19 protein-coding genes are annotated in these 22,731 nt (G+C 61.3%); 11 read left to right on the forward strand and 8 right to left on the reverse strand.

Annotated features, from left to right (window positions below):
- Positions 1–26: 26 nt before the first annotated feature.
- Genes ACIQ3A_RS01165 through ACIQ3A_RS01175 form a run of 3 tightly spaced genes read right to left on the reverse strand, consistent with a single transcriptional unit; the run spans position 27 to position 2,823 of the window.
- Positions 27–1,208: an MFS transporter gene (locus ACIQ3A_RS01165; protein ID WP_396429921.1), complete on the reverse strand. Its 1,182-nt coding sequence runs from the start codon at positions 1,206–1,208 to the stop codon at positions 27–29.
- Between the two features lie 3 nt (positions 1,209–1,211).
- Positions 1,212–2,309 (reverse strand): chorismate synthase, encoded by a 1,098-nt coding sequence (gene aroC, locus ACIQ3A_RS01170; RefSeq protein ID WP_396429922.1) that lies wholly within the window; start codon positions 2,307–2,309, stop codon positions 1,212–1,214.
- A gap of 46 nt (positions 2,310–2,355) precedes the next feature.
- Entirely contained in the window at positions 2,356–2,823 is a 468-nt protein-coding gene (locus ACIQ3A_RS01175) for a CBS domain-containing protein (RefSeq protein WP_396429923.1), read from the reverse strand.
- A gap of 116 nt (positions 2,824–2,939) precedes the next feature.
- Here ACIQ3A_RS01175 and ACIQ3A_RS01180 point away from each other — a divergent pair, with 116 nt between their 5' ends.
- The 3 genes from ACIQ3A_RS01180 to ACIQ3A_RS01190 are packed head-to-tail and all read left to right on the forward strand — an operon-like array spanning position 2,940 to position 6,369.
- A complete protein-coding gene (locus ACIQ3A_RS01180) occupies positions 2,940–4,238 on the forward strand; it encodes an O-acetylhomoserine aminocarboxypropyltransferase (RefSeq protein WP_396429924.1) in 1,299 nt (432 codons plus the stop codon).
- On the forward strand, positions 4,235–5,053 hold the full coding sequence (locus ACIQ3A_RS01185; RefSeq protein ID WP_396429925.1) for an alpha/beta fold hydrolase: 819 nt from the start codon (positions 4,235–4,237) through the stop codon (positions 5,051–5,053). The genes ACIQ3A_RS01180 and ACIQ3A_RS01185 overlap by 4 nt, the downstream gene beginning before the upstream one ends.
- A complete protein-coding gene (locus ACIQ3A_RS01190) occupies positions 5,050–6,369 on the forward strand; it encodes a cytochrome P450 (protein ID WP_396429926.1) in 1,320 nt (439 codons plus the stop codon). Before ACIQ3A_RS01185 ends, ACIQ3A_RS01190 begins: the two co-directional genes overlap by 4 nt.
- Before the next feature lie 57 nt (positions 6,370–6,426).
- On the opposite strand, the gene ACIQ3A_RS01195 is transcribed toward ACIQ3A_RS01190, so the two are convergent.
- Positions 6,427–7,686 carry a YihY family inner membrane protein gene (locus ACIQ3A_RS01195; RefSeq protein ID WP_396429927.1) on the reverse strand — a complete coding sequence of 420 codons (1,260 nt, stop codon included), beginning with the start codon at positions 7,684–7,686 and terminating at the stop codon, positions 6,427–6,429.
- A gap of 21 nt (positions 7,687–7,707) precedes the next feature.
- Here ACIQ3A_RS01195 and ACIQ3A_RS01200 point away from each other — a divergent pair, with 21 nt between their 5' ends.
- Together ACIQ3A_RS01200 and ACIQ3A_RS01205 are read left to right on the forward strand one after the other, a co-directional pair.
- Positions 7,708–8,115 carry a DUF2069 domain-containing protein gene (locus ACIQ3A_RS01200; protein ID WP_396429928.1) on the forward strand — a complete coding sequence of 136 codons (408 nt, stop codon included), beginning with the start codon at positions 7,708–7,710 and terminating at the stop codon, positions 8,113–8,115.
- A gap of 54 nt (positions 8,116–8,169) precedes the next feature.
- Positions 8,170–9,612 carry an FAD-binding oxidoreductase gene (locus ACIQ3A_RS01205; RefSeq protein WP_396429929.1) on the forward strand — a complete coding sequence of 481 codons (1,443 nt, stop codon included), beginning with the start codon at positions 8,170–8,172 and terminating at the stop codon, positions 9,610–9,612.
- Between the two features lie 30 nt (positions 9,613–9,642).
- On the opposite strand, the gene ACIQ3A_RS01210 is transcribed toward ACIQ3A_RS01205, so the two are convergent.
- Positions 9,643–10,404, reverse strand: a complete 762-nt coding sequence (locus ACIQ3A_RS01210; protein WP_396429930.1) for a peptidylprolyl isomerase — start codon at positions 10,402–10,404, stop codon at positions 9,643–9,645.
- A gap of 329 nt (positions 10,405–10,733) precedes the next feature.
- On the opposite strand from ACIQ3A_RS01210, the gene ACIQ3A_RS01215 reads away from it, so the two are divergent.
- From ACIQ3A_RS01215 to xth, 5 genes are all read left to right on the forward strand, one after another.
- Complete coding sequence (locus ACIQ3A_RS01215; protein WP_396429931.1) at positions 10,734–10,997, forward strand: PbsX family transcriptional regulator; 264 nt, start codon at positions 10,734–10,736, stop codon at positions 10,995–10,997.
- Positions 10,997–11,365, forward strand: coding sequence for a type II toxin-antitoxin system PemK/MazF family toxin (locus ACIQ3A_RS01220; RefSeq protein ID WP_396429932.1), 369 nt, complete (start codon positions 10,997–10,999; stop codon positions 11,363–11,365). The genes ACIQ3A_RS01215 and ACIQ3A_RS01220 overlap by 1 nt, the downstream gene beginning before the upstream one ends.
- A 411-nt stretch (positions 11,366–11,776) precedes the next feature.
- Complete coding sequence (locus ACIQ3A_RS01225) at positions 11,777–12,616, forward strand: thymidylate synthase (RefSeq protein ID WP_396429933.1); 840 nt, start codon at positions 11,777–11,779, stop codon at positions 12,614–12,616.
- A 42-nt stretch (positions 12,617–12,658) separates the two neighbouring features.
- A complete protein-coding gene (locus ACIQ3A_RS01230) occupies positions 12,659–13,153 on the forward strand; it encodes a dihydrofolate reductase (protein WP_396429934.1) in 495 nt (164 codons plus the stop codon).
- A gap of 18 nt (positions 13,154–13,171) precedes the next feature.
- On the forward strand, positions 13,172–13,963 hold the full coding sequence (gene xth / locus ACIQ3A_RS01235) for an exodeoxyribonuclease III (RefSeq protein WP_396429935.1): 792 nt from the start codon (positions 13,172–13,174) through the stop codon (positions 13,961–13,963).
- Between the two features lies 1 nt (position 13,964).
- On the opposite strand, the gene ACIQ3A_RS01240 is transcribed toward xth, so the two are convergent.
- From ACIQ3A_RS01240 to ACIQ3A_RS01250, 3 genes are read right to left on the reverse strand one after another with little or no spacing between them, the layout of a single operon-like run.
- On the reverse strand, positions 13,965–14,942 hold the full coding sequence (locus tag ACIQ3A_RS01240) for an alpha-E domain-containing protein (protein WP_396429936.1): 978 nt from the start codon (positions 14,940–14,942) through the stop codon (positions 13,965–13,967).
- Positions 14,943–14,956: 14 nt separating this feature from the next.
- Positions 14,957–16,420, reverse strand: a complete 1,464-nt coding sequence (locus ACIQ3A_RS01245; protein WP_396429937.1) for a circularly permuted type 2 ATP-grasp protein — start codon at positions 16,418–16,420, stop codon at positions 14,957–14,959.
- Between the two features lie 58 nt (positions 16,421–16,478).
- A complete protein-coding gene (locus ACIQ3A_RS01250) occupies positions 16,479–19,070 on the reverse strand; it encodes a DNA internalization-related competence protein ComEC/Rec2 (protein WP_396429979.1) in 2,592 nt (863 codons plus the stop codon).
- Positions 19,071–19,334: 264 nt separating this feature from the next.
- On the opposite strand from ACIQ3A_RS01250, the gene ACIQ3A_RS01255 reads away from it, so the two are divergent.
- Positions 19,335–22,730, forward strand: a complete 3,396-nt coding sequence (locus ACIQ3A_RS01255; protein WP_396429938.1) for a DUF2126 domain-containing protein — start codon at positions 19,335–19,337, stop codon at positions 22,728–22,730.
- Position 22,731: the final 1 nt, after the last annotated feature.

Genomic DNA, 22,731 nt, shown 5'->3' on the forward strand with positions numbered 1-22,731 from the left:
GCTCAAGCGGCTGGGCGCTGAAAGAACTAAGGGGTCCGCACAAGGCGCGGATGTTGCAAACGCCAAACCTTGTAAGCCGCTGCCGTGGCCACGATGCTGGTAAGACAGCTGACCCAAAAAACGCTTTGCAGGCCCCAGCGCTCGCTGATCACACCGCCCAGCAAGGCCCCCAAAACGCCCGGAAAACCGTAAGCCACCACGGTGTAAAGCGCCTGTCCGCGCCCACGCAAACGGCCCGGAAAGTGGTGTGAAATCAAGGCGATGCAGACCGTGTGGTGCGTGGCAAAGGTGATGGCGTGCAAGGTCTGCGCCAGCAGCAAAACCCATAAGACATCGGCCCACGTCACGGTCAACCCCATGCGCAGCAACATGGTGAGCGAACACAGCACCAACCAGCCAGTCAATGAAACACGGGGCAACCAGCGCGACTGGGTGAAAAACCACACCACCTCCACCGCCACCGAGACGGCCCACAGCACACCGATCATGGTTTTGCTGTAGCCCAAGGAATCCAGGTAGAGCGAGAAAAACACATAAATACCGATGTGCGAAAGCACATGGAAAAAGGTGGAGACAAAAAACCACTGCACCGGTTTTAGACGCAACACTGGTCCCACTGGCACATGCACATGCACATGGTGCGCAGATTCCTTGATGTCCGGCATCCAACAGACACTCAACAACACCGCGCCCAAAGTCAGAACCGTCCAGCCCGGAAAATGCCGCATGCCAAAAGCCTCAAACCAGGCGCCCGCCAAAAACACCGTGACCAAAAACCCCATGGAGCCCCACAAGCGCACACGCCCATAACGTTTGGTGTCAAAAGCCCCGCCCTGACTGACCAGGTGGGCCATGGCCGCTTCACTCATGGGCATCATGGAGCTGGTGTGGGTGAACATGACCAAAAAGACCAGGCCCAGCCCCAAAGGACCCCAGTCCAGAAACAGCAAACAAGCCGATGCAAAGGCCACGCCGGCCCCAATGCGCAACAACTTGACGCGCTCACCCGTGCGGTCGCTCAAGGCCCCCCAGGCATAGGGTGCAAACAAACGGGTGGCCGCCTGCACGGCTGTGAGCAAGCTGATGGTCAGCAGGCTCAGGCCCATGTCTTTCAGCCACAGCGGCAGGTAGGGATTGAAAAACCCGATGTGGGCGAAGTAACTGGCCGACAGGGCGGCAAACGGCAAGAGCTGACGGCGTTGCGTCATGCCTTATGGCTTGACAGCGGCAATAGGGGCCAAAGAGTGCTCAACATCGCCACACTGGGCGCGGTGCTGCAAGGCGTGCTCCATGACCACCAGCGCCAGCATGGCCTCGGCAATCGGCGTGGCCCGGATGCCCACACAGGGGTCGTGGCGGCCTTTGGTGATGACTTCGGTTGGCTGGCCATTCGAGTCGATCGAGTCACGCGCAATCAAAATCGAACTGGTGGGCTTCACGGCAATCGACACCTCGATGTCTTGACCGGTGCTGATGCCCCCGAGCACGCCACCGGCGTTGTTGCCGACAAAACCATCGGGCGCGAGCGTGTCCCCGGCAAAGCTGCCTTTTTGCGTGACACAGCCAAAGCCAGCGCCGATCTCCACACCCTTGACGGCATTGATGCCCATCATGGCGAAAGCAATGTCGGCATCGATCTTGTCAAACAAGGGCTGGCCCAGGCCGACCGGCACAGCACGGGCCACCACGCGCAAGCGGGCACCGCAAGAATCGCCCGACTTGCGCAGCGCGTTCATGTAGTCCTCCAGCGCCGAGACATCGGCGACCGGGGCAAAAAACGGGTTGGCCTGCACGTGGTCCCAGCTCTCAAAACCAATCGGCATGTCGCCGATCTGGGTCATGCAGCCCACAAACGTGGTGCCGAATTTTTCCTTCAGCCACTTTTTGGCCACCGCGCCTGCGGCCACCATGGGCGCAGTCAGCCGAGCCGATGAGCGCCCACCGCCACGCGGGTCACGCAAGCCGTATTTGCGCCAATAGGTGTAGTCGGCATGCCCCGGCCGAAAGGTCTGCAGGATGTCGCCATAGTCCTTGCTGCGCTGGTCGGTGTTCTGGATGAGCAGGCAAATCGGGGTGCCGGTGGTCAGGCCCTGGTACACGCCCGAGATGATTTGCACCGCGTCGGGTTCGTTGCGTTGAGTGACGAATTTGCTGGTTCCGGGCCGGCGCCGGTCCAGGTCGGGCTGGATGTCGGCCTCAGACAGCGGCATGCCAGGAGGGCAGCCGTCGATCACGCAGCCAATGGCCGGGCCATGGGATTCACCAAAATTGGTGACCGAGAAGAGATTTCCAAAGGTATTGCCGCTCATGGGGTGGGATTATCCCAGAGCGGGGGCTTGGGCTGGCCAGGCCCCCTCAAAGTTTGACGTCTTCGGACTCGGGGGCCGAGCCATCGGGCCAATCGCGGATGTAGGCCTTGAGCATCTTGTTTTCAAAGTTCTGGCTGTCCACCACGGCCTTGGCCACGTCATAAAAGCTGATGACGCCCATGAGCATGCGCTGGTCCATGACGGGCATGTAGCGGGCATGGTGCTCCAGCATCATGCGGCGCACTTCGTTGATGTCGGTGTCTCCGGAGCAGGTCTGGGGTTGCGCGTCCATGGCTTCGCGCACGGTTGTGGCACCCACCTGACCGCCGTTTTTGACGATCTGCTGGATCACCTCACGGAAAGTCAGCATGCCCAACAGATCGCCATTCGCCATGACCACCAGTGAGCCCATGTCTTTTTCGGCCATGTCGTTCATGGCCCGAGACAAAGGTTCATCGGGATGCACCGTGAACAGTGTGCCGCCCTTGACGCGGAGGATGTCGCTGACTTGCATGGTGTGTCTCCTGAGGGTCGATCCGGTTTAGATGACATGCCAATATAGCCCACAATGAACGCTGATAGTCAGGCCAAAAGCTTGCCAAACACTTTGTATTTTTTCGGAGACCCCTCATGGCTGGTTACAGTGACCCCGGTTTTGACACCTTGGCCCTTCACGCAGGCGCCGCGCCCGACCCGAGCACCGGCGCCCGGGCGGTCCCCATCCACCTGACCACATCGTTTGTCTTTGAGTCCACCGACCAGGCCGCAGCGCTTTTTAACCTCGAGCGCCCGGGCCATGTCTATAGCCGCATCAGCAACCCGACCAACGCGGTGCTGGAGCAACGCATCTCTGCTCTGGAAGGCGGCATTGGGGCCATCACCACGGCCAGCGGACAAGCGGCTTTGCACCTGACAATCGCCACCCTCATGGGCGCAGGCTCGCACATCGTGGCGTCCACCGCTTTGTATGGTGGCTCACACAACTTGCTGCACTACACCCTGAGCCGCTTCGGCATCAGCACCACATTTGTCAAACCTGGCGATCTGGAAGCCTGGCGTGCCGCCGTGCAACCCAACACCAAACTGTTTTTTGGTGAGACCGTGGGCAACCCCGGGCTGGACGTGCTCGACATCCCGGCCATCAGCGCGATTGCGCACGACAACGGTGTGCCGCTGCTGGTCGATTCCACCTTGACCTCACCCTGGCTGATCCAGCCTTTTGACCACGGAGCCGATCTGGTCTACCACTCGGCCACCAAGTTCCTGTCGGGCCACGGCACGGTGGTCGGCGGCGTGGTGGTCGATGGCGGCAGTTTTGACTGGGACAAGTCCGGCAAGTTTGCCGAACTGAGCCAGGCCTATGCGGGCTTTCACAACATGGTGTTCAGCGAAGAAAGCACCGTGGGGGCATTTTTGCTGCGGGCCCGGCGCGAAGGCCTGCGTGACTTTGGTGCCTGCATGAGCCCGCACACCGCCTGGCTGATTTTGCAAGGCATCGAAACCCTGCCCCTGCGCATGGCCAGGCACATGGAAAACACCACCAAGGTGGTTGAGTTTTTGGCCTCGCACCCCTTGGTGAGCCGGGTCGGCCACCCCATGCTGGAAAGCCATCCCTCGCACGCGCTGGCGCAAAAGCTGCTGCCGCGTGGCGCGGGCTCGGTCTTCAGCTTTGACATCAAGGGCTCACGCGCCCAGGGGCAAAAGTTCATTGAAACCCTCAAGGTCTTCAGCCACCTGGCCAACGTGGGCGACTGCCGCAGCCTGGTGATTCACCCGGCCAGCACGACCCATTTCCGCATGACCGACGAGGCCCTGGTCGCCAGCGGCATTGGCCCGGGCACGATCCGCCTGTCCATCGGGCTGGAAGACCCGGCAGACTTGATCGACGACCTGAAAAAAGCCTTGAAGGCGGCGGAGAAAGCCGCATGAAAACCTCTGTTCAAGGCCACGACCTCTACGCCTACACCGGTGGCAAGCCCTTCAACCCGGCGCAGCCCACGGCCGTCTTCATCCACGGCGTGCTGAATGACCACAGCGTCTGGATTTTGCAAACCCGCTACATGGCCCACCACGGCTGGAATGTGCTGGCGATTGACCTGCCCGGCCATTGCAAAAGCGACGGCCCACCGCCGCACAGCGTGCAACAGGCCGCCGACACCGTGATCGCCCTGCTCGACGCGCTCCAGGTCGAAAAAGCCGCCCTGATCGGGCACAGCTTTGGCTCGCTGATCGCGCTGCAAGCCACTGCACAAGACGCCCAGGCCCACCCCGGGCGCATCGGCCACTTGGTGATGGTGGGCACGGCCTACCCCATGCGGGTTTCGCCCGCCCTGCTGGAACAATCAATCAGCGCCCCATTCAAGGCGATTGACATGGTCAACAGCTTTTCGCATTCCACGCTGGCACCGCCGCCCTCGGCTTTGGGCCCCGGCACCTGGCTTTATGGCGGCAGCAAGGCGCTGATGCGGCGCGTGCTGGCCAGCAACACCCAGGCCAACGTGTTCAACATTGGCTTCAAGGCCTGCGACAGTTACAACGGCGGCGAAATGGCCATGCCCCAAGTTCAATGCCCTGTGTTGTTTGTGCTGGGCGATGCTGACCAAATGACGCCGCCCAAAGCGGCGCAAAGCCTGATCGCCCTGTGCGCCAAGCCCAAGGTGGTCAAGCTGCCTGCAGGCCACTCGCTGATGACCGAAGCGCCTGAAGGCGTGCTGCAAGCCCTCAAGGATTTTTTAAAAACATGACCCTCAGCATCACCCCGCCCATGAGCACCCTGCGGGCGCAACAGATCGCCCAAACTCTCGACCTGCGCGCCCTCCCCCCTGATTTTTTGAACAATCCGTACGGGGTGTACGCCGCATTGCGAGAGGCCGAGCCGTTCAAACGCATGCCCGATGGCGCGTATTTCCTCACGCGCCACGCCGATCTGGTGGCGGTGTACCGCGATGCCAAAGTGTTCAGCTCCGACAAGCAGGTTGAATTTGGCCCCAAATACAACCATGCGCCCTTCAACCAGCCCCCCTACGCCCCACCGGGTGGTGTGGCCCCGCTGTTTGAGCACCACACCAACAGCTTGGTTTTCAACGACCCGCCACTGCACACCCGGGTGCGGCGTCTGATCATGGGCGCCCTGACGCGCCGCGCCATCGAGGCCATGGAGCCCGGCCTGGTGCAACTTGTCGACAGCCTGCTGGACAAGATCGAGGGCCAAGGCGGCGGCGACCTGATCGAAGACTTTGCATCGGCCATTCCGGTCGAGATCATCGGCAACCTGCTGGACGTGCCCCATGCCGACCGTGAGCCGCTGCGCGGCTGGTCGCTGGCCATTCTGGGCGCGCTGGAGCCGACCCTCACCCCCGAGCAAGAAGCCTTGGGCAACCGCAGCGTGAACGAGTTTCTGGCCTACCTGCGCGCGCTGGTCGCCCAGCGCCGCCAACACCCGGGCGACCCAGAGCACGATGTGCTGACCCGGCTCATCCAAGGGGAGGAAGGCGGCGACGCCCTGAGCGAAGTCGAGTTGCTGCAAAACTGCGTGTTCTTGCTCAATGCCGGGCACGAAACCACCACCAACCTGATCGGCAACGCGCTCATCAGCCTGCAGGAATGGCCGGCGCAGCGCGATCGGCTCAAGGCCGACTTGCTGGCGGCCGCCTCCAGCGAAGAACGTGAGCAGATCCTTAACCTGGCGGTGGACGAATTTTTACGCTTCGAGTCGTCCAACCAGCTCAGCAACCGACGCGCCCTGCAAGCCACCCAGGTCAACGGGGTCGATCTGCCTGCAGGGGCCTTGATCACGCTGTGCATCGGCGCGGCCAACCGCGACCCCGCTGTGTACCCCCAGCCCGAACAGCTCGACCTGCGCCGCACCGGCAACAAGCACCTGGCTTTTGGGTTTGGTGTGCACCAGTGCGCAGGCCTGAGTCTGGCGCGGCTCGAAGGGCGCATCGCCATCGGGCGGTTTTTGCAGCGCTTTCCGGATTACCAGCTGACCCAGGCCCCGGTGCGTGGCGGCCGTGCACGGTTTCGTGGCTTTTTAAGCGCGGCCTTTCGCACAGCCTGAGTTCCTTCGGAGCATCCTCGCACCGCAAGCCCTCCAGCACCCAGGCTTCGAGGGGGTTTAGCGGCTGAGCTGATTGGCCTCGGGCAGCAACTGCGCCACCACAAGGTGCTCAAGTCCTGTTTGCAGCCACACTGGGTCTGCCGCTGACGCACGCAACACCAGCAGCCGCTCAGCCAAGGGCGCCACGCTGGTCTGTGCCGGGTCCATCAGCAACACTTGTCGGGCTTGCCCCTGGTCGTTTTGCTCGGTCAGGCGGCCCACCCAATCGAGGCTTTGCAAAACATCGAGCACCTGCCGCAGCTCGCTTGCCTCCACGCGCAAGCGCAATGCCAATTCGTCCGTGCTAAAACCTCGCTGCTGAGATGCCTTGGCGGCGTTCAACTCGGCCAACACCTCCAGTGCCAGCCTGAAGCCCCAGCCTGGGCCATCGGGCTTGCGCCAGGTCTGCCGGCCCAATTCGGGCAGGCTGGAAGCCAGCACCGCACCCAGCAAGACAATCAGCCAGGTCACATAAATCCAGACCAGCAAAATCGGCAGCGCTGCAAAAGCGCCATAAATGACCGAATAAGTGGGCACCTGCAGCAAGTAAACGGCCAACAATTTCTTGGCCAGTTCCAGCCCCCCGGCCACCAAAAAGCCGGCGGTGATGGCATGGCGCCAACGCACACGGGTGTAAGGCACATAAAAATACAAGCCACTGACACAGGCGGTCAGCAGCAGAAACTCAAAACTGTCGAGCAACCAACGCACTGAGCCCGGCAACACATCCACCACATCGCGCGAGGCCGTCACCACATAAGAAGTGATGGCCAGGCTGGCGCCCAAAAACAAGGGCCCCAAAGTGATGGCGGACCAATACAGCAAGACCCTTTGCGGCAAAGGCCGCTGACGCCGCAAGCGCCAGATTTGCCCCATGGTGCGTTCGATCGTCACCATCAAGGCCACAGCGGTCATCAGGACTGCCACCAATCCAACCGTTCCCAATCGGCTGGCCTTGCGAGAAAACTGCGTCAGGTAACTGAGCACCTGGCGGGCAATGCTCTCAGGCACCAGGCTCTCGATCAGCCAGCGCTGGATCGTGTCCTGAAATTTTCCAAAGACAGGAAAGGCCGCAAAGACGGCCAGGCCCACCGCAAACAGCGGCACCAAGGCGAGCACGGTGGTGAAAGTGAGGGAACTGGCGCTCACGCCCAAGCGGGCGTCGCGAAAGCGCTCGGCCAAAACGCCCGCCATCTGACGCCAGGGGAAAACCATCAATTCTTGCCACCACAGCGACAACTGTGCTTTCCATGTGGACTTCAGGGGGTTCGATTGCATGCCCGGTATGATGCCACCGCAATGAACACCACCTCCGAAAACAAACCTGCCGGCGTCGATTTCACCCGTTGGATGGCCGTTGGCAGCCTGCTGGGCCTGATCATTCTGGGCCTGGCCTGGGAACTTTGGCTGGCCCCCCTGCGGGAGGGTGGCACTTTGTGGGCCATCAAGGTCTTGCCTTTGTGTATCCCCCTGGCGGGCCTGCTGAAAAACCGCATGTACACCTACCGCTGGGTCAGCATGCTGGTCTGGCTTTACTTTACAGAGGGCGTTGTGCGGGCCTGGGGCGATGCCTGGCCATCCAACGCACTGGCCGGACTGCAAATCCTGTTGTGCACCACCTTGTTTGTGGCTTGTGCGCTGCATGTGCGGATCCGCTTCAAGGCGGCCAAGGCCACGGGCAATTTTGTGCCCGTGCCCAGAGACTGAGCGCCCCCGACCAAAGCCGCTGACCAAAAATTGCTTCCCCCGACACGCCAGACCATGACCGTTCCAAGCACCGCCCAAATCGCCTTGATGGCCTTGCTGCGCCAGATTTGCGGCCCAACCCATGTGCTGACCCACCAAGACCCGGGTGCCGACTTGAGCCCCTGGGAACAAGACTGGCGCAAACGCGTCAAAGGCCTGGCCTTGGCGGTGGTGCGCCCTGGCAACACGCAAGAAGTGGCATCCGTGGTCAAGGCCTGCGCGGCGGCGGCCACCCCCATCGTGCCCCAAGGCGGCAACACCGGTCTGGTGGTCGGCGGCGTGCCTGACGCATCGGGCAACCAGATCGTGCTCAGCATGACGCGCATGAATGCCGTACGGGCCATCGACAAGGACAACCTCACCATCACCGTGGATGCCGGCTGTGTTTTGCAAAACCTACAAGCTGTGGCAGAGAACGCCGGTTTTTTGTTCCCCCTGAGTTTGGGGGCCGAGGGCAGTTGCACCATTGGCGGCAACCTGGGCACCAACGCAGGCGGCACGCAAGTGGTGCGCTACGGCAACACGCGCGACCTGTGTCTGGGCCTGGAAGTGGTGACCGCCCAAGGCGACATCTGGCACGGCCTGAGCGGCTTGCGCAAGGACAACACGGGCTACGATCTGCGCAACCTGATGATCGGCAGCGAAGGCACGCTGGGCATCATCACCGCCGCCACCCTGAAGCTTTACCCCCAGCCCGCGGCACAGCTCACCGCCTGGGCCGCTGTACCCACTTTGCAAGCTGCCGTGCAACTGCTGGGCCTGGCCCACCAGCGGCTGGGGCCTGGCCTCACGGGTTTTGAAGTCATGAACCAGTTTGCGCTCGGCCTGGTCCACAAGCATTACCCGCAACTGCGCGTGCCACTGTGGCAAGCCACACCTTGGTGCGTGCTGCTCGAAAACTCTGACAGCGAAAACGAACAACATGCCCGCAGCCAGTTTGAAGCCTTGCTGGAAGCGGCCATGGAACAAGCTTGTGTGACCGATGCCGTGGTGGCCGAAAACCTGGCCCAGGCACGCGGCCTGTGGCACATCCGCGAGAGCATCACCCTGGCCCAGGCCACGGAGGGCTTGAACATCAAACACGACATCAGCATCCCGGTGTCGCGCATTCCGGCCTTTGTGCTTGAGACCGATGCCCTGCTGGCCCGCGAAGTGCCCGGTGTGCGCATGGTTGACTTTGGCCATCTGGGCGATGGCAACCTGCACTACAACGTGCAAGCGCCTGAGGGTGTGGATGGGCCAGCCTTTTTGCGTGACTTTGAAGACAAGGTCAACACCCTGGTGTTCGACCAGGTGGCCAAGTTTGATGGCTCCATCAGCGCCGAGCATGGCGTGGGCGAACTCAAGGTGGGCAAACTGCCACTTTACAAAGACCCCACGGCGCTGGCCATGATGCGGGCCGTGAAAAAAGCACTGGACCCGCAAAACCTGATGAACCCAGGGCGGGTGCTGGGCTAAAGCGCCCAGCCTTAGCCCAGCCCCAAAGGATCACTTCACCACAGCTGCATCGCTCAGTTTCTTGAGCAAGGCCATGCGACGGTTCTGGACCACGGCGGTTTGCAGCTGGTTTTTGCTCTCTTCAAAGCCAGGCACCTGGTAGGGGCGCTTGGCCATCAACTTGACCACATGCCAATAAGGGCCCACCTGAATCGGCGCTGCCGACACGGCACCGGGTGCCAGATTGACCACCACGTTCGAAATCGCCGGGGCGATCTGATCGGGCAAGAACCAGCCCAGCTCGCCCCCTTTGTCTTTGCTCGGGTCCATCGAGCGGGCCTTGGCCACCACATCAAACGCCTGCCCTGAACGCACCGCCGTCATCACACTGCGGGCATCCGCATCGGACGCGACAACAATGCTCGAAATCTGAAACTGCTGGAGATCGCCTGCAGACATCAGGGCCTTGACCTGCCGTTCGTATTCGGCCTTGAGTTCGGCCTCGGTGACCGAGTTTTTGGTGAATTCGTCGTTCAAGACCAGGTCGATCAACAGGTTTTGGCGCAAACCCTGCAGCGCATCCTGGGTGGCGGGCAGCTTGTCGAGGCCACGCTTTTGGGCCTCTTGAACCATCAACTCACGGGCTATGAATTCTTGCCTCAAGGCGGCACGCAGTTCAGGCGTGTCTTTTTGGCCCTGGGCCACATTGGCTTCGATGTTGCGTGCCATCAGCCGGGCTGGAATACTCACCCCGTTGACCACGGCAAGGGGCGCATCGGCCGAGATGGCTGTTCCTGCAAAACACAAAGACAAGGCCAGACCCAGTGCGGAGACCGCCCACTTTGATTAAAACTTCATGACTCACTCCAGAGATTGATTGAACCTGGGCAATGGCTACCCAGGCTTTTTGACAATGCGTACCCACACGCACTGTTGCCCAACGAGCATAGCAAATTGCATCGGGAATCGACGCTCGTCAGAGGTTTTTGAAGGTATTTCCATGGCGGGAGTGGTGCCCTCATCGCGATGGGTGGCTGGGGTTTGCGGTTGTTCAAATACCCATACCGATTTTTTGTTGATACATGTTGACACATTGATTCACGCCACATAAACTGAGCTTCAATTTCACAGGGGTTGTAACAATGAACACAGCGGTCGTGTCGGTTGACCAGACAGTGCAGGAGTGGGGCAACGGCCTGGCGGTTCGCATCACTGCCAAGGTGGCCAAAGCTGCACGATTCACGCGGGGCCAGCCCATCAAGGTGGAGGTCGTGGAGGGGGGAGTTTTTCTTCGCGCCGCAGGTAAACCCAAGTTGACGCTGGCTCAAAAACTCAAAGCATTTGATCCTTCACAGCATGGCGGCGAAGTCATGGCCACAGGCCGCGTGGGCGCGGAAGTGTTCTGATGGCGGCCGCCAGCAAACTGTGGGTTCCAGACCGCCGCGACATGATCTGGATCAACTTCAATCCGCAAGTGGGCTCGGAGATGAAAGACGAACACCCCATGCTGGTGTTGTCACCCAAAGCGTTCAATGAAAGGACGAACCTCCTGATCGGATTGCCCATGACACATGCTCAGAGCAACGAAAGCAATCCGTTCGCGGTCAAATTCACGACGACAAAAGGCGAATTCTGCTACGTGCTGGCACACCAACCCAAATCGTTTGCATGGCGAGATCGCGGGGCACGTCCACACACTTGGAAGCAAGTGCCCCCTGGCATTTTTGAAGCGGCATGCGAAGAGTTGAACGGGATCATTTCGATCTGTGCCTAAAGGCCGCTCGTGGCATGCAATGAATCGCCCCCGATGGCGAGCTCCTGCAAATCTGGCGATGACTTGCACCGGCACATGCAGTGGGTAGCCGATGCTGCGGATCGATTCGAGTCGTAGCGGCTGTAACTGACCAGGCGGGCTTGGTCAAATGTGGCCGTGCCGGTGGTGTCCGTCCACCAGGCTTTCTCGAGGATGTGGTCTTTGGCCAAGACTTGCGAATGAAAAAATGCCGCCAGCAAGACACCCCCCCAAACACACGATGCGTTTAAAAAGTGAACCCCAAGGGCATTGACTGGACATGTCTTCTTTTGGGTTACAGGTGACCGATTCCAGCCAGAATGTTAACAATGTCGCGCCCTCTAGGGCGCCCAGCCGCCGAGTTGCCAGGCGCTTGGCTTAAACTTGCGCCCCATGAACACCCCTGCCCGCCCCATCCGCAGCCAGTACGAAGACTTCATGCGCCACGTGTACAGCACTGGCGTGCAAAAGGGCGACCGCACCGGCACTGGAACGCGCAGTGTGTTTGGCCACCAGATGCGCTTTGACCTGAACGAAGGCTTTCCGCTGGTGACCACCAAGAAGGTTTTTTTGAAGGCCATCATCGTTGAGCTGCTGTGGTTTTTGCGCGGCGACAGCAACGTGAAATGGCTGCAAGAGCGTGGCTGCTCCATCTGGGATGAGTGGGCGCGTGAAGATGGCTCGCTCGGTCCTGTTTATGGTGTGCAGTGGCGCAGCTGGCCCACCCCAGACGGTGGTCACATCGACCAGATCAGCGATGTGATGAAGACGCTCAAAACCAACCCCGATTCGCGCCGCATCATCGTGAGCGCCTGGAACGTGGCCGAACTCGACAAGATGGCCCTGATGCCCTGCCACGCTTTCTTCCAGTTCTACGTGGCCCCACCGCAAAACCCGGGTGAAAAAGCCAAACTCAGTTGCCAGCTTTACCAGCGCAGCGCCGACATTTTTCTGGGTGTGCCCTTCAACATTGCCAGCTACGCTTTGTTGACGCACATGGTGGCCCAGCAGTGCGACATGGACGTGGGCGACTTCATCTGGACGGGGGGTGACTGCCACATTTACAGCAACCACCACGAGCAGGTGGAACTGCAACTGAGCCGCGCGCCCATGGCCTACCCCACGCTCAACATCAAACGCCGCCCGGATTCCATTTTGGATTACGCGTACGAAGATTTTGAAATGCTGGCCTATGAATGTCACCCGGCCATCAAAGCACCGGTGGCGGTCTGAACCTGTGGCTCTGAAACCGCATGGGCCTTCGGGCCTGCCTGAATGAAACTTCACCTGATTTATGCACGCGCCCGAAACGGCGTGATTGGTGCGAACAACACCCTGCCCTGGCATTTGCCCGAAGACCTGGCGCACTTCAAGCGCACCACGCTGGGCCAGCCCGTCATCATGGGCCGCAAGACCTGGGATTCGCTGCCGCCCAAATTCAGGCCCTTGCCGGGTCGGCTCAACATCGTGGTGACACGCCAGGCCGACTGGCAAGCCGAAGGCGCCCTCAAAGCCGGCTCTGTCGATGAAGCCATGGCCCTGTGCCCGGCCGACGCCGATGCCTGGGTGATTGGCGGCGCCGAAATTTACGCCCAAGCAGCACCGCTGGCCTGTACCGCCGTGGTCACCGAAATCGAGCAGGATTTTGAAGGCGATGCCTTTGCACCCGAGTTGGGCGCTGGCTGGCACGAGGTTCAACGCGAAAGCCATACGGCCGCCAACGGCATGGGCTTTTCATTTGTGACCTACCAACAAAAACCCGTGACTTAACGCCTGCGGGCCTTCAAAATGAAAATCGCTACCTGGAATGTGAACTCTTTGTCGGTGCGCCTGCCTCAGGTGCTGGACTGGCTGGCCGCGCAAAAAGCCGAAGGCGGCGTGGACGTGCTGGCCCTGCAAGAGCTCAAGCTTACCGACGACAAGTTCCCCCTCGCCGCGTTCACCGAGGCGGGTTACCAGGCGCAATGGTTCGGCCAGAAGACCTACAACGGCGTGGCCTTGATCTCAAGCACTGAGGGTGCTGATCTGGTCAAGAACATCCCCGGTTTTGAAGACGACATGTCGCGCGCGATCGGGGCAACCTATCCCGACGGAGTGGGCGGCAAGGTGCGGGTGATCGGCGCGTATTTCCCCAACGGGCAAGCCCCGGACAGCGATAAATTTGTCTACAAGATGCGCTGGCTCGACGCATTGCATGACTGGGTCGCCAGCGAAATGCAACATCACCCAAACTTGGTGCTGTTGGGCGACTACAACATCACCTTTGACGCGCTCGACATGTGGGACCCTGTGGCGCTGGCGGGCACCATCCACTGCACCGACGCTGAGCGCGAAAAGCTGCAAGCGCTGATCGACTTGGGCCTGACCGACAGCTTCCGGCTATTTGAGCAGCCTGAAAAAAGCTACAGCTGGTGGGACTACCGCGAGTTCGCATTCCGCCGCAACCGGGGCCTGAGGATCGACCATATTTTGATTTCTGAGCCACTCAAGGCCCGCGCCACCGCTTGCGTGATCGATCGGGCACCGCGTAAAAACGAGCGCCCCAGCGACCACGCCCCCGTGGTGCTTACGCTGACATGACTCAGGCCGCTTGCGGCATCAAAAATTCCCGGCTGATGCGGCCGCCCAGCACGTTCACGCGCTCCAGAAATTGCGTCAGGTAAGCGTGCAGGCCAGTGGCCAGAATCTCGTCAATGCGGCCAAAGGCCAACTCCGCACGCAAGCGCCCTGCGTGGCGCAAGGTGTCGCTGTCGGGGTCGTGCGAAACCAGCTTCAAATTCGACAAGACCTCATTCAGACTGGCGTGCAGCGAGCGGGGCATGTCCGGGCGCAAGATCAGCAACTCGGCCACCCGCTCGGGCCGGATCACATCGCGGTACACCTTGCGGTAAACCTCAAAACCGCTGACGCTGCGCAAGATCGCGCTCCAGTGGTAGAAGTCGTATTCTTGTGTGACCTCGGCTTCGACACCGCTGTAGTTGGGTGCCCCGAAAAAATCGTTTTGCATGGCATGGAACTTCACATCCACCAACCGCGCCGTGTTGTCGGCCCGCTCTAAGAAGGTGCCCATGCGCATGAAGTAAAGCGACTCGTCCATCAGCATGGTGCCCACCGTCACGCCGCGTGACAGATGAGAGCGAAACTTCACCCATTCAAAAAACTGCCCAGGGTCGCGCTCGAATTCACCGCTTTTGAGCATGCGGTTGACTTCGAGCCAGGTCTGGTTTTGCGTCTCCCAAACCTCAGTGGTCAGGGTGCCCCGCACGGCGCGGGCGTTTTCACGCGCAGCCCGCAGGCACGAGATGATGGACGAGGGGTTGTCCGAGTCCTTGACCATGAAGGCCATCACTTCGCGGGGGTTGATGGTTTTGTACAGCGCCAGGTACGAAGGCAGCAACTCGCTGATGGACAAAATGCCTTCCCAGCCAGCTTCAACCGCGGCAGCGGACTGGGGCAGCAAGGAGGTTTCGTAACTCACATTCAGCATGCGGGCGGTGTTCTCGGCCCGCTCCATGTAGCGAGACATCCAGAACAGATGGTCAGCGGTTCTTGAAAGCATGTGCGTCTCCCTTTTTAGTCTTGCAATATCCAGGTGTCCTTGGTGCCGCCGCCCTGGCTGCTGTTCACCACCAAAGAGCCTTCTTTCAGCGCCACGCGAGTCAGCCCGCCTGGCACCATCTGCACGCTGCGGCCACTCAGCACAAAGGGGCGCAGGTCGATGTGGCGCGGCGCGATGCCACTGTCCACAAACGTGGGGCAACTCGACAAACTGAGTGTGGGCTGCGCGATGTAGCCCTCGGGGTTGGCCAGCAAGGCGGCACGAAAGCGCTCGATCTCGGCCTGGGTGGCGGCAGGCCCGACCAGCATGCCGTAGCCCCCTGCGCCATGCACCTCTTTGACCACCAGGTCTTTCAAGTTGGCCAGGGTGTACTTCAAGTCATCGGGCTTGCGGCACATGAAAGTGGGCACGTTTTTCAGGATCGGCGCCTCGCCCAGATAAAACTTGATCATGTCGGGCACGTACGGGTAGACCGACTTGTCGTCGGCCACGCCTGTGCCCACCGCATTGCAAATTGCCACATGACCGGCTTTGTAGGCCTCCATCAGACCCGCGCAGCCCAGGGTAGAGGTGGGACGAAACACATTCGGGTCGAGGAAGTCGTCATCCACCCGGCGGTAAATCACGTCCACGCGCTTAGGCCCCCGCGTGGTGCGCATGTAGACGAACTGGTCTTTCACGAACAGGTCTTGTCCTTCCACCAGTTCCACGCCCATTTGCTGTGCCAGAAATGCGTGCTCAAAATAGGCGCTGTTGTACATGCCCGGCGTGAGCACCACCACCGTGGGTTCGGCCGTGGTGGCAGGACTGCTGGCGCGAAGGGTCTCGAGCAGCAAGTCGGGGTAATGCGCTACCGGGGCCACGCGGTGCTGACTGAACAACTCGGGGAACAGCCGCATCATCATCTTGCGGTCTTCCAGCATGTAGCTCACGCCACTGGGCACGCGCAAATTGTCTTCAAGCACGTAGTACTCGCCATGGCCTTGCGCATCGGCTGCACGCACGATGTCGACGCCGCTGATGTGCGAATAAATGTGGTTGGGCACATCCACCCCCACCATTTCAGGGCGGAACTGGGCGTTTTTTTCGATCTGCTCGCGCGGGACCACCCCGGCGCGCAGGATCTCCTGGTCGTGGTAGACGTCGTGGATGAAACGGTTCAGGGCCGTGACACGCTGCACCAGGCCCGCTTCCATGTTTTTCCACTCCTGGGCGGCAATGACGCGGGGGATCAGGTCAAAGGGGATCAGGCGCTCGGTGCCCCCTTCGTCCTTGTTGTTGTCTTCGTCCAACTCGCCATACACAGCAAAGGTGATGCCCACCCGGCGAAAGATCATCTCGGCTTCTTCGCGGCGAGAAGCCATGGTCTGGCTGTCTTGAGCTTGCAGCCAGCGGGCATAGGCCAGGTAATGGTCTCTGACTTCACCGGTATCGCCTGCGGCAGGCAAGCGGCTGTACATCTCATCGAATTGACGCATGGCTCTTTACTCCTGTTGATTCTTTAGCAAGATGCATACCCATCCCGACCATCGGGCTTCAAGGAGGAATAACGTGGTGCCAGTAGCGCCTGGCCAGCACCCGCTCGCACTGCACGCGCTGGGGCGTCTGGCTTTGCCACAATGCCGCACCACATTGAATGGACGTCACCAGCACGATACCCTGTTGGTGATACCGCGTCACCACCGCTTCGGCCGGGTGGGCAAAGCGGTTGCGGTAACCCGCCTGCACCAGCGCCAGCTTGGGCTCAAGCGCCTGCAAAAAGGGCCCTGTTGAAGAGGTCTTGCTGCCGTGGTGAGGCACCAAGAGCAGGTCGACCGGGAGCAGGCCCTGTTGCACCAAGGCTTGCTCTTGCGGCGCCTCGATGTCACCCGCCAGCAAGACCGAGCTTTGGCTGTTGCTGATGCGCAAGACGCAACTGACCGCATTGGGTTTGGGTCCTTTGGAGACAGGCGCACCAGTTTGTGCAGCCATAGGGGCCTGCGGGTGCAGCACCTCGAACAACACACCGTCCCATTCCCAGGATTGGCCGACTTGGCAACGGGTCCAGCCAGGCCGCGTTCGGTGCAAAACGTGTTCATCTTCCAGCGACGACCACAAAACCGCCTGGGGCTGCATGGCCAGCACCGCCGCTGCGCCCCCGGTGTGGTCACTGTCGCGGTGGCTGAGCATCAGGACATCGATGCGCTCGCCCATCTGCGCCAGCAAGGGCACCAGCACCCGATGCCCGGCATCGCTTTCGGCCGAATAACGCGGCCCCGCGTCGTACAGCAGGCTGTGCTTGGCCGTGCGCACCAACACCGCATTGCCCTGCCCCACATCGGGCGCGAGCAGTTCAAACGTGCCCGCCAGAGGACGCGCCGGCGTCCAGAACAACACCGGCCACAGGAGGGGCAGGCACAGCAGCTTCCAGGACAGCGGCACTTTGAGCACCAGGCCCACCGCCCCCAGCAGCGCCAGCACCGCAAGGCCCCAAGGGGCAATGGCTGTTGACACGCTGGCCATCGGCAAGGTCGCCAGCCAAGCCAAAAAGCTGCTCATGGGTTGCAAGGCCCAGAGCGCCAACACCCAGGCGCCAGACCAAACCACCCCCAGCATGGCCAAGGGGGTGACCACCAGGGTCACCCAGGGAATCGCCAGCAAATTGGCCAACAACCCCACCACAGACACCTGGCCAAAAAACAGCAGCGTCAAGGGTGCCAAAGCCAAAGTGACTGTGGCCTGCTCGCGCAGCAAAGCCAGACTTTTGTGCAGGACTGCATGACCACTGCCCTGAAAACTGTGCGCACCCAGTCGGTGCATCAATGACAAGCGCAGGCTGCCCACGCGCCATGCCGGTGCATCGCCCTCAGCCCGTTCTGGTGCGTCGGGCCCTTGGGCTTGGCGATGCGAACCAGAAGCCATCAACACCCCGACCGCCACAAAACTCAACCAGAAACCTGGCTGCAGCAAGGCCCAAGGGTCCCACGCAAGCACCACCGAGCCGGCCAGCAACCAGACCAGCGCGCCATGCCAATGGCGAGCCGAGACCTTGAGCAAGACCACCACCCCAAGCATCCACAGCGTGCGCTGGGCGGGCACACCCCAGCCGCTGAACAAGGCATAAAACCCCGCCAATCCCCAACCCGACAAAGCCCCCACATGGGCTGCCGGCCAGCGCAAAGCCCCCGCAAATCCCCACAAGGCAGAATGGCGCCAGCACCAGGCCACCAGCGCAGAAGCCAGCCAGGCGAACATGGTCACGTGCAGGCCCGAAATGCTCATCAAATGCGCCACGCCCGTGGCCCTGAACACATCCCAGTCGCTGCGGTCAATCGCGGCCTGATCGCCCGTGACCAGAGCCGCCACAATGCCTGCCAGTCTGGCGGCGTCCGGGTTCGAGGCCGCCCCTGCGGCAGACAAATGGGCCAACAACCGATCTCGCACCGACTGACGCCAAGCCTCGATCGGGTGAGCCCATGTGGACGCAAGCCGCACCGGTGCAGGGTCTTTGGCACCCGAGCGCACATAGCCCGTGGCGCGAATGCCCTGCTCCCACAACCACAACTCGTAGTCAAAACCCCGTGGGTTCATGTTGCCGTGAGGCGCCTTCAGGCGCACCCGCAAGCGCCAGCGCTCACCGGCCTTGACGGGCTCGGGCAAGGGGGATGTGTTCCAGCCGCTGTCGTGCGTGCCGTCCTGCCCATACCAGCCCAAATACACCTGCGAGGGCAAAGAGCTGGGCAAGTTCACCACGTGGGCCACACCGGTTTTATCGACTCGCCAGGCTTGCTCGACCTGGAAGCGAAAGCGCCAGCCCAAATCTTGGCGCTGCGGCATGGCCTGCACCACGCCCACCACATCCAGGTCCTGGCCCTCCAGCGCGGGATCGATGGCGGCCGACCGGGTGTGTGCGTGCAGTCCGGTGAAGGCAAAAGACGCAGCGGCCCAAACCAGGCACCAGGCCAGGGCGCCCAGCCAGGCAGGCTTGGCCATTCGACGCAGAGGCAGCCCAAAAACCAAAGCCAAGGCCAGCATGACCGCATAGCCCATGACAGACCAAAGCGCCTCTTGCTGCAACTGCAGTGCCACACCCACGCACCAGGCCAGCAAGCCAAGCCCCAAACCACGGGCCCAACCCATGGTGGCCATCGACATCATGTGAACACCGGCCACCGGCCTTGCGTGTCACAGGCAGGCGCCTGCCATTCACCCTGCGTGCAGCATCGCTTCATGGACAGCCTCCCTGATTTGGCTGGTTTTTAAAACTGTCGCTTCGGCGCTCTTTTGGTGAGGAGAGGGTCGTCCGTCACTTGAAGTGACTGTTCTTGACCGCATCCTGGCGCGTGTCTTGCTAGTTTAGGCAGCCCAAGCTGCATTTGTCATGCGTGCAGCCCCTGTTGCGCAATTAAAGATATGTCGATACAAGTTGCCCTGCACCACGTTACCCACTACGAATATGACCGCTCGGTGCAACTCGGGCCCCAAGTCATCCGCTTGCGCCCTGCCCCGCACAGCCGCAGCCGCATCCTGTCTTACAGCCTCAAGGTCGAGCCCGCAGAACATTTCATCAACTGGCAGCAAGACGCCTTTGCCAATTACCAGGCGCGACTGGTCTTTCCGGGCAAAACCACCGCGTTCAAGGTCACGGTGGATGTGGTCACCGAAATGGCCGTGTTCAACCCGTTTGACTTCTTTCTCGAGCCCTCAGCCGAAGAGGTGCCGTTCAAGTATTCGGACAGCCTCAAAGAAGAGCTGCAGTCTTATCTGGACAAAGACAGCAAAACCCCGCTGTTCAAAAAATACCTGGCCAGCATGGACCGCAAGCGGCAACGCACCATCGATTTTCTGGTGCAAATCAACCAGCGTCTGCACCAGGACATCCGCTACACCATCCGCATGGAGCCGGGCGTGCAAACGGCAGAGGAAACCCTGCAGCTCGGCAGCGGTTCATGCCGCGATACGGCCTGGCTGATGGTGCAACTGTTCCGTCACATGAACGTTGCGGCCCGCTTCGTTTCGGGCTACCTGATCCAGCTGGCCCCGGATGTGAAATCACTCGACGGGCCGAGCGGCACCGAAGTCGACTTCACCGATCTGCACGCCTGGTGCGAGGTCTATTTACCCGGCGCAGGCTGGGTGGGGCTTGACCCCACATCGGGCCTGCTGGCAGGCGAAGGACACATCCCTCTGGCCTGTACCCCCCAGCCGTCTGCCGCCGCACCTATTGAAGGCGCGATGGACGAGGCCGAGGTCGAGTTTCACCACGAGATGCGCGTCACGCGCATCCACGAATCGCCCCGTGTGACCCGCCCCTACAGCGACGAGCAATGGGCCGATGTGCTGACACTGGGCGAACAGGTCGACGCGCAACTGGTGGCGCAAGATGTGCGCCTGACCATGGGGGGCGAGCCCACCTTTGTGTCCACGCAAGACCGGGACGGCGCCGAATGGAACACCGACGCCTTGGGCCCTACCAAACGGGGCTTGGCCACCGAATTGGTGCACAAACTCCGCCAGCAATACGGCCAAGGCGGCTTTTTGCACTTTGGCCAGGGCAAGTGGTACCCGGGTGAGCAACTGCCGCGCTGGGCACTCAGCATTTATTGGCGCGCCGACGGCAAACCCTGCTGGCAAGACCCCTCCGTGTTTGCTGACGAACGCGAACCCAGCCATTGCAGCCCTGCCGATGCCCTGCGCTTCATGCAGGAACTGACCGCCCAGTTGGGCCTGCCGGATGACACGGTGTTGCCCGGCTACGAAGACACCTGGTATTACCTCTGGCGCGAACGCCGCCTGCCCGTGAACGTGGACCCGTTTGACGCCCGGCTGGACGACGAGATGGAACGGATCCGTTTGCGCCGCATCTTCAGCCAGGGGCTGGACCAGGCTGTGGGCTATGTCTTGCCGCTGCGGCCTGTCGACACCGACAACCCGCAAACCAGCAGCTGGAAAACCGGGCGCTGGTTTTTGCGTGACGAACGCATGTACCTGATGCCCGGCGACTCGGCCATGGGCTGGCGCTTGCCACTGGACTCCTTGCCATGGGCGGAACCGACCGAACGCTGGCACATGATCGAGCAGGACCCGTTTTCGCCGCGCAACGCATTGCCTGCTGCCCCGGTGACCCTGCAATCGCGCGCGGCCTCCCACAAGCCGGCGCCAGCGACACCGGCTGCCCAACCGGCCGCGAAATTTGAATCTGACCCGACTGTGGTGCGCACAGCCCTTTGCGTGGAAGTGCGCGACCCACGCCGAGCCAATGGCCCCATGGCCGAAGCCGAGGCACAAAAGCAAGGCCAAGCATCCGGTGTGCTTTACGTTTTCATGCCGCCCCTGGCCAAACTGGAGGACTACCTGGCACTGGTCAGCGCCGTCGAAGCCACCGCCAGAACACTGGGCATGAAGATCGTCATGGAGGGCTACCCGCCGCCACGCGACCCGCGCCTCAAGCTGCTGCAAGTCACGCCTGACCCTGGTGTGATCGAGGTCAACATTCACCCGGCCCACAACTGGAAAGAACTGGTCGATCACACCGAATTCCTCTACCAGGCTGCATTTGAAACCCGCTTGTCGGCTGAAAAGTTCATGACCGATGGCCGCCACACCGGCACGGGGGGCGGCAACCACTTCGTGCTGGGTGGTGCCACACCCGACAACAGCCCGTTCTTGCGCCGCCCCGAGTTGTTGGCCAGCCTGATCCTTTACTGGCACAACCACCCGAGCTTGAGCTATTTGTTCAGCGGCATGTTCATCGGCCCGACCAGCCAGGCCCCGCGCGTGGACGAAGCGCGCAATGACCAGGTCTATGAGCTGGAAATCGCCCTGCGCGAGATCGTTAAAAACCGGCAAAAGTTGGGCGCCGACATGGCCCCCTGGGTGGTCGACCGAACCCTGCGCAACATTTTGGTGGACGTCACCGGCAACACCCACCGCAGCGAGTTCTGCATTGACAAGATGTACTCGCCCGACTCCTCGACCGGGCGCCTGGGCCTGCTGGAGCTGCGCGCCTTCGAGATGCCGCCCCATGCCCGCATGAGCATCGTGCAGCAACTGTTGTTGCGTGCGCTGGTCGCCCGTTTTTGGGACGAACCCTATTCGGCTCCCGTGACGCGTTGGGGCACCGAGTTGCACGACCGTTTCATGCTGCCGCACTGGATCCACAAAGACTTTGACGATGTGCTGACTGAACTGGGTGATGCAGGTTTCCATTTCGACCCAAGCTGGTTCGCGCCGCATTTCGAGTTTCGCTTTCCGAGGGTGGGCGAGCTGCGTGTGGATGGCGTGCTGCTGACCCTGCACAACGCGCTGGAGCCCTGGCACGTGATGGGTGAAGAAAGCAGCGCAGGCGGTACCGCCCGCTATGTGGACTCGTCACTGGAACGCATCGAGGTGCATGTGTCCGGCATGAACCCGTCTCGCCACACCGTCACTGTGAATGGCAAGCCTTTGCCCCTGCAACCGACGGGCGTGGTGGGTGACTACGTGGCCAGCGTGCGCTTCAAGGCCTGGAACCCCCCTTCGTCGCTGCACCCCAGCATTGGTGTGCAGGCACCGCTGACAGTGGACCTGGTGGACACCTGGATGAAACGTTCTCTGGGCGGCTGCCAGTACCACGTGGTTCACCCAGGCGGGCGCAACTACGACAGCTTTCCGGTCAACGCCTATGAGGCGGAAAGCCGTCGCCTGGCCCGCTTCTTTCGCATGGGACACACGCCCGGTGCCATCCGCAAGCTGGCCGCATTGGGTCCCAACACCAGCTTGCACGCCAGCCCCGAGTTCCCGTACACGCTGGACTTGAGACGGGTCTGAT

Origin of the sequence: Limnohabitans sp. (genome assembly GCF_044361985.1) — a bacterium.
Lineage (GTDB): Bacteria > Pseudomonadota > Gammaproteobacteria > Burkholderiales > Burkholderiaceae_C > Limnohabitans_A.

Coding starts and splice junctions, on each gene's coding strand:
- ACIQ3A_RS01245 (WP_396429937.1), bottom strand. CDS start 16,420: ATGCGTCAATTCGATGAGATGTACAGCCGCTTGCCTGCCGCAGGCGAT.
- ACIQ3A_RS01180 (WP_396429924.1), top strand. CDS start 2,940: ATGGCTGGTTACAGTGACCCCGGTTTTGACACCTTGGCCCTTCACGCA.
- xth (WP_396429935.1), top strand. CDS start 13,172: ATGAAAATCGCTACCTGGAATGTGAACTCTTTGTCGGTGCGCCTGCCT.
- ACIQ3A_RS01200 (WP_396429928.1), top strand. CDS start 7,708: ATGAACACCACCTCCGAAAACAAACCTGCCGGCGTCGATTTCACCCGT.
- ACIQ3A_RS01220 (WP_396429932.1), top strand. CDS start 10,997: ATGGCGGCCGCCAGCAAACTGTGGGTTCCAGACCGCCGCGACATGATC.
- ACIQ3A_RS01175 (WP_396429923.1), bottom strand. CDS start 2,823: ATGCAAGTCAGCGACATCCTCCGCGTCAAGGGCGGCACACTGTTCACG.
- ACIQ3A_RS01230 (WP_396429934.1), top strand. CDS start 12,659: ATGAAACTTCACCTGATTTATGCACGCGCCCGAAACGGCGTGATTGGT.
- ACIQ3A_RS01185 (WP_396429925.1), top strand. CDS start 4,235: ATGAAAACCTCTGTTCAAGGCCACGACCTCTACGCCTACACCGGTGGC.
- ACIQ3A_RS01225 (WP_396429933.1), top strand. CDS start 11,777: ATGAACACCCCTGCCCGCCCCATCCGCAGCCAGTACGAAGACTTCATG.
- ACIQ3A_RS01190 (WP_396429926.1), top strand. CDS start 5,050: ATGACCCTCAGCATCACCCCGCCCATGAGCACCCTGCGGGCGCAACAG.
- aroC (WP_396429922.1), bottom strand. CDS start 2,309: ATGAGCGGCAATACCTTTGGAAATCTCTTCTCGGTCACCAATTTTGGT.
- ACIQ3A_RS01255 (WP_396429938.1), top strand. CDS start 19,335: ATGTCGATACAAGTTGCCCTGCACCACGTTACCCACTACGAATATGAC.
- ACIQ3A_RS01195 (WP_396429927.1), bottom strand. CDS start 7,686: ATGCAATCGAACCCCCTGAAGTCCACATGGAAAGCACAGTTGTCGCTG.
- ACIQ3A_RS01250 (WP_396429979.1), bottom strand. CDS start 19,070: ATGGCCACCATGGGTTGGGCCCGTGGTTTGGGGCTTGGCTTGCTGGCC.
- ACIQ3A_RS01240 (WP_396429936.1), bottom strand. CDS start 14,942: ATGCTTTCAAGAACCGCTGACCATCTGTTCTGGATGTCTCGCTACATG.
- ACIQ3A_RS01215 (WP_396429931.1), top strand. CDS start 10,734: ATGAACACAGCGGTCGTGTCGGTTGACCAGACAGTGCAGGAGTGGGGC.
- ACIQ3A_RS01205 (WP_396429929.1), top strand. CDS start 8,170: ATGACCGTTCCAAGCACCGCCCAAATCGCCTTGATGGCCTTGCTGCGC.
- ACIQ3A_RS01165 (WP_396429921.1), bottom strand. CDS start 1,208: ATGACGCAACGCCGTCAGCTCTTGCCGTTTGCCGCCCTGTCGGCCAGT.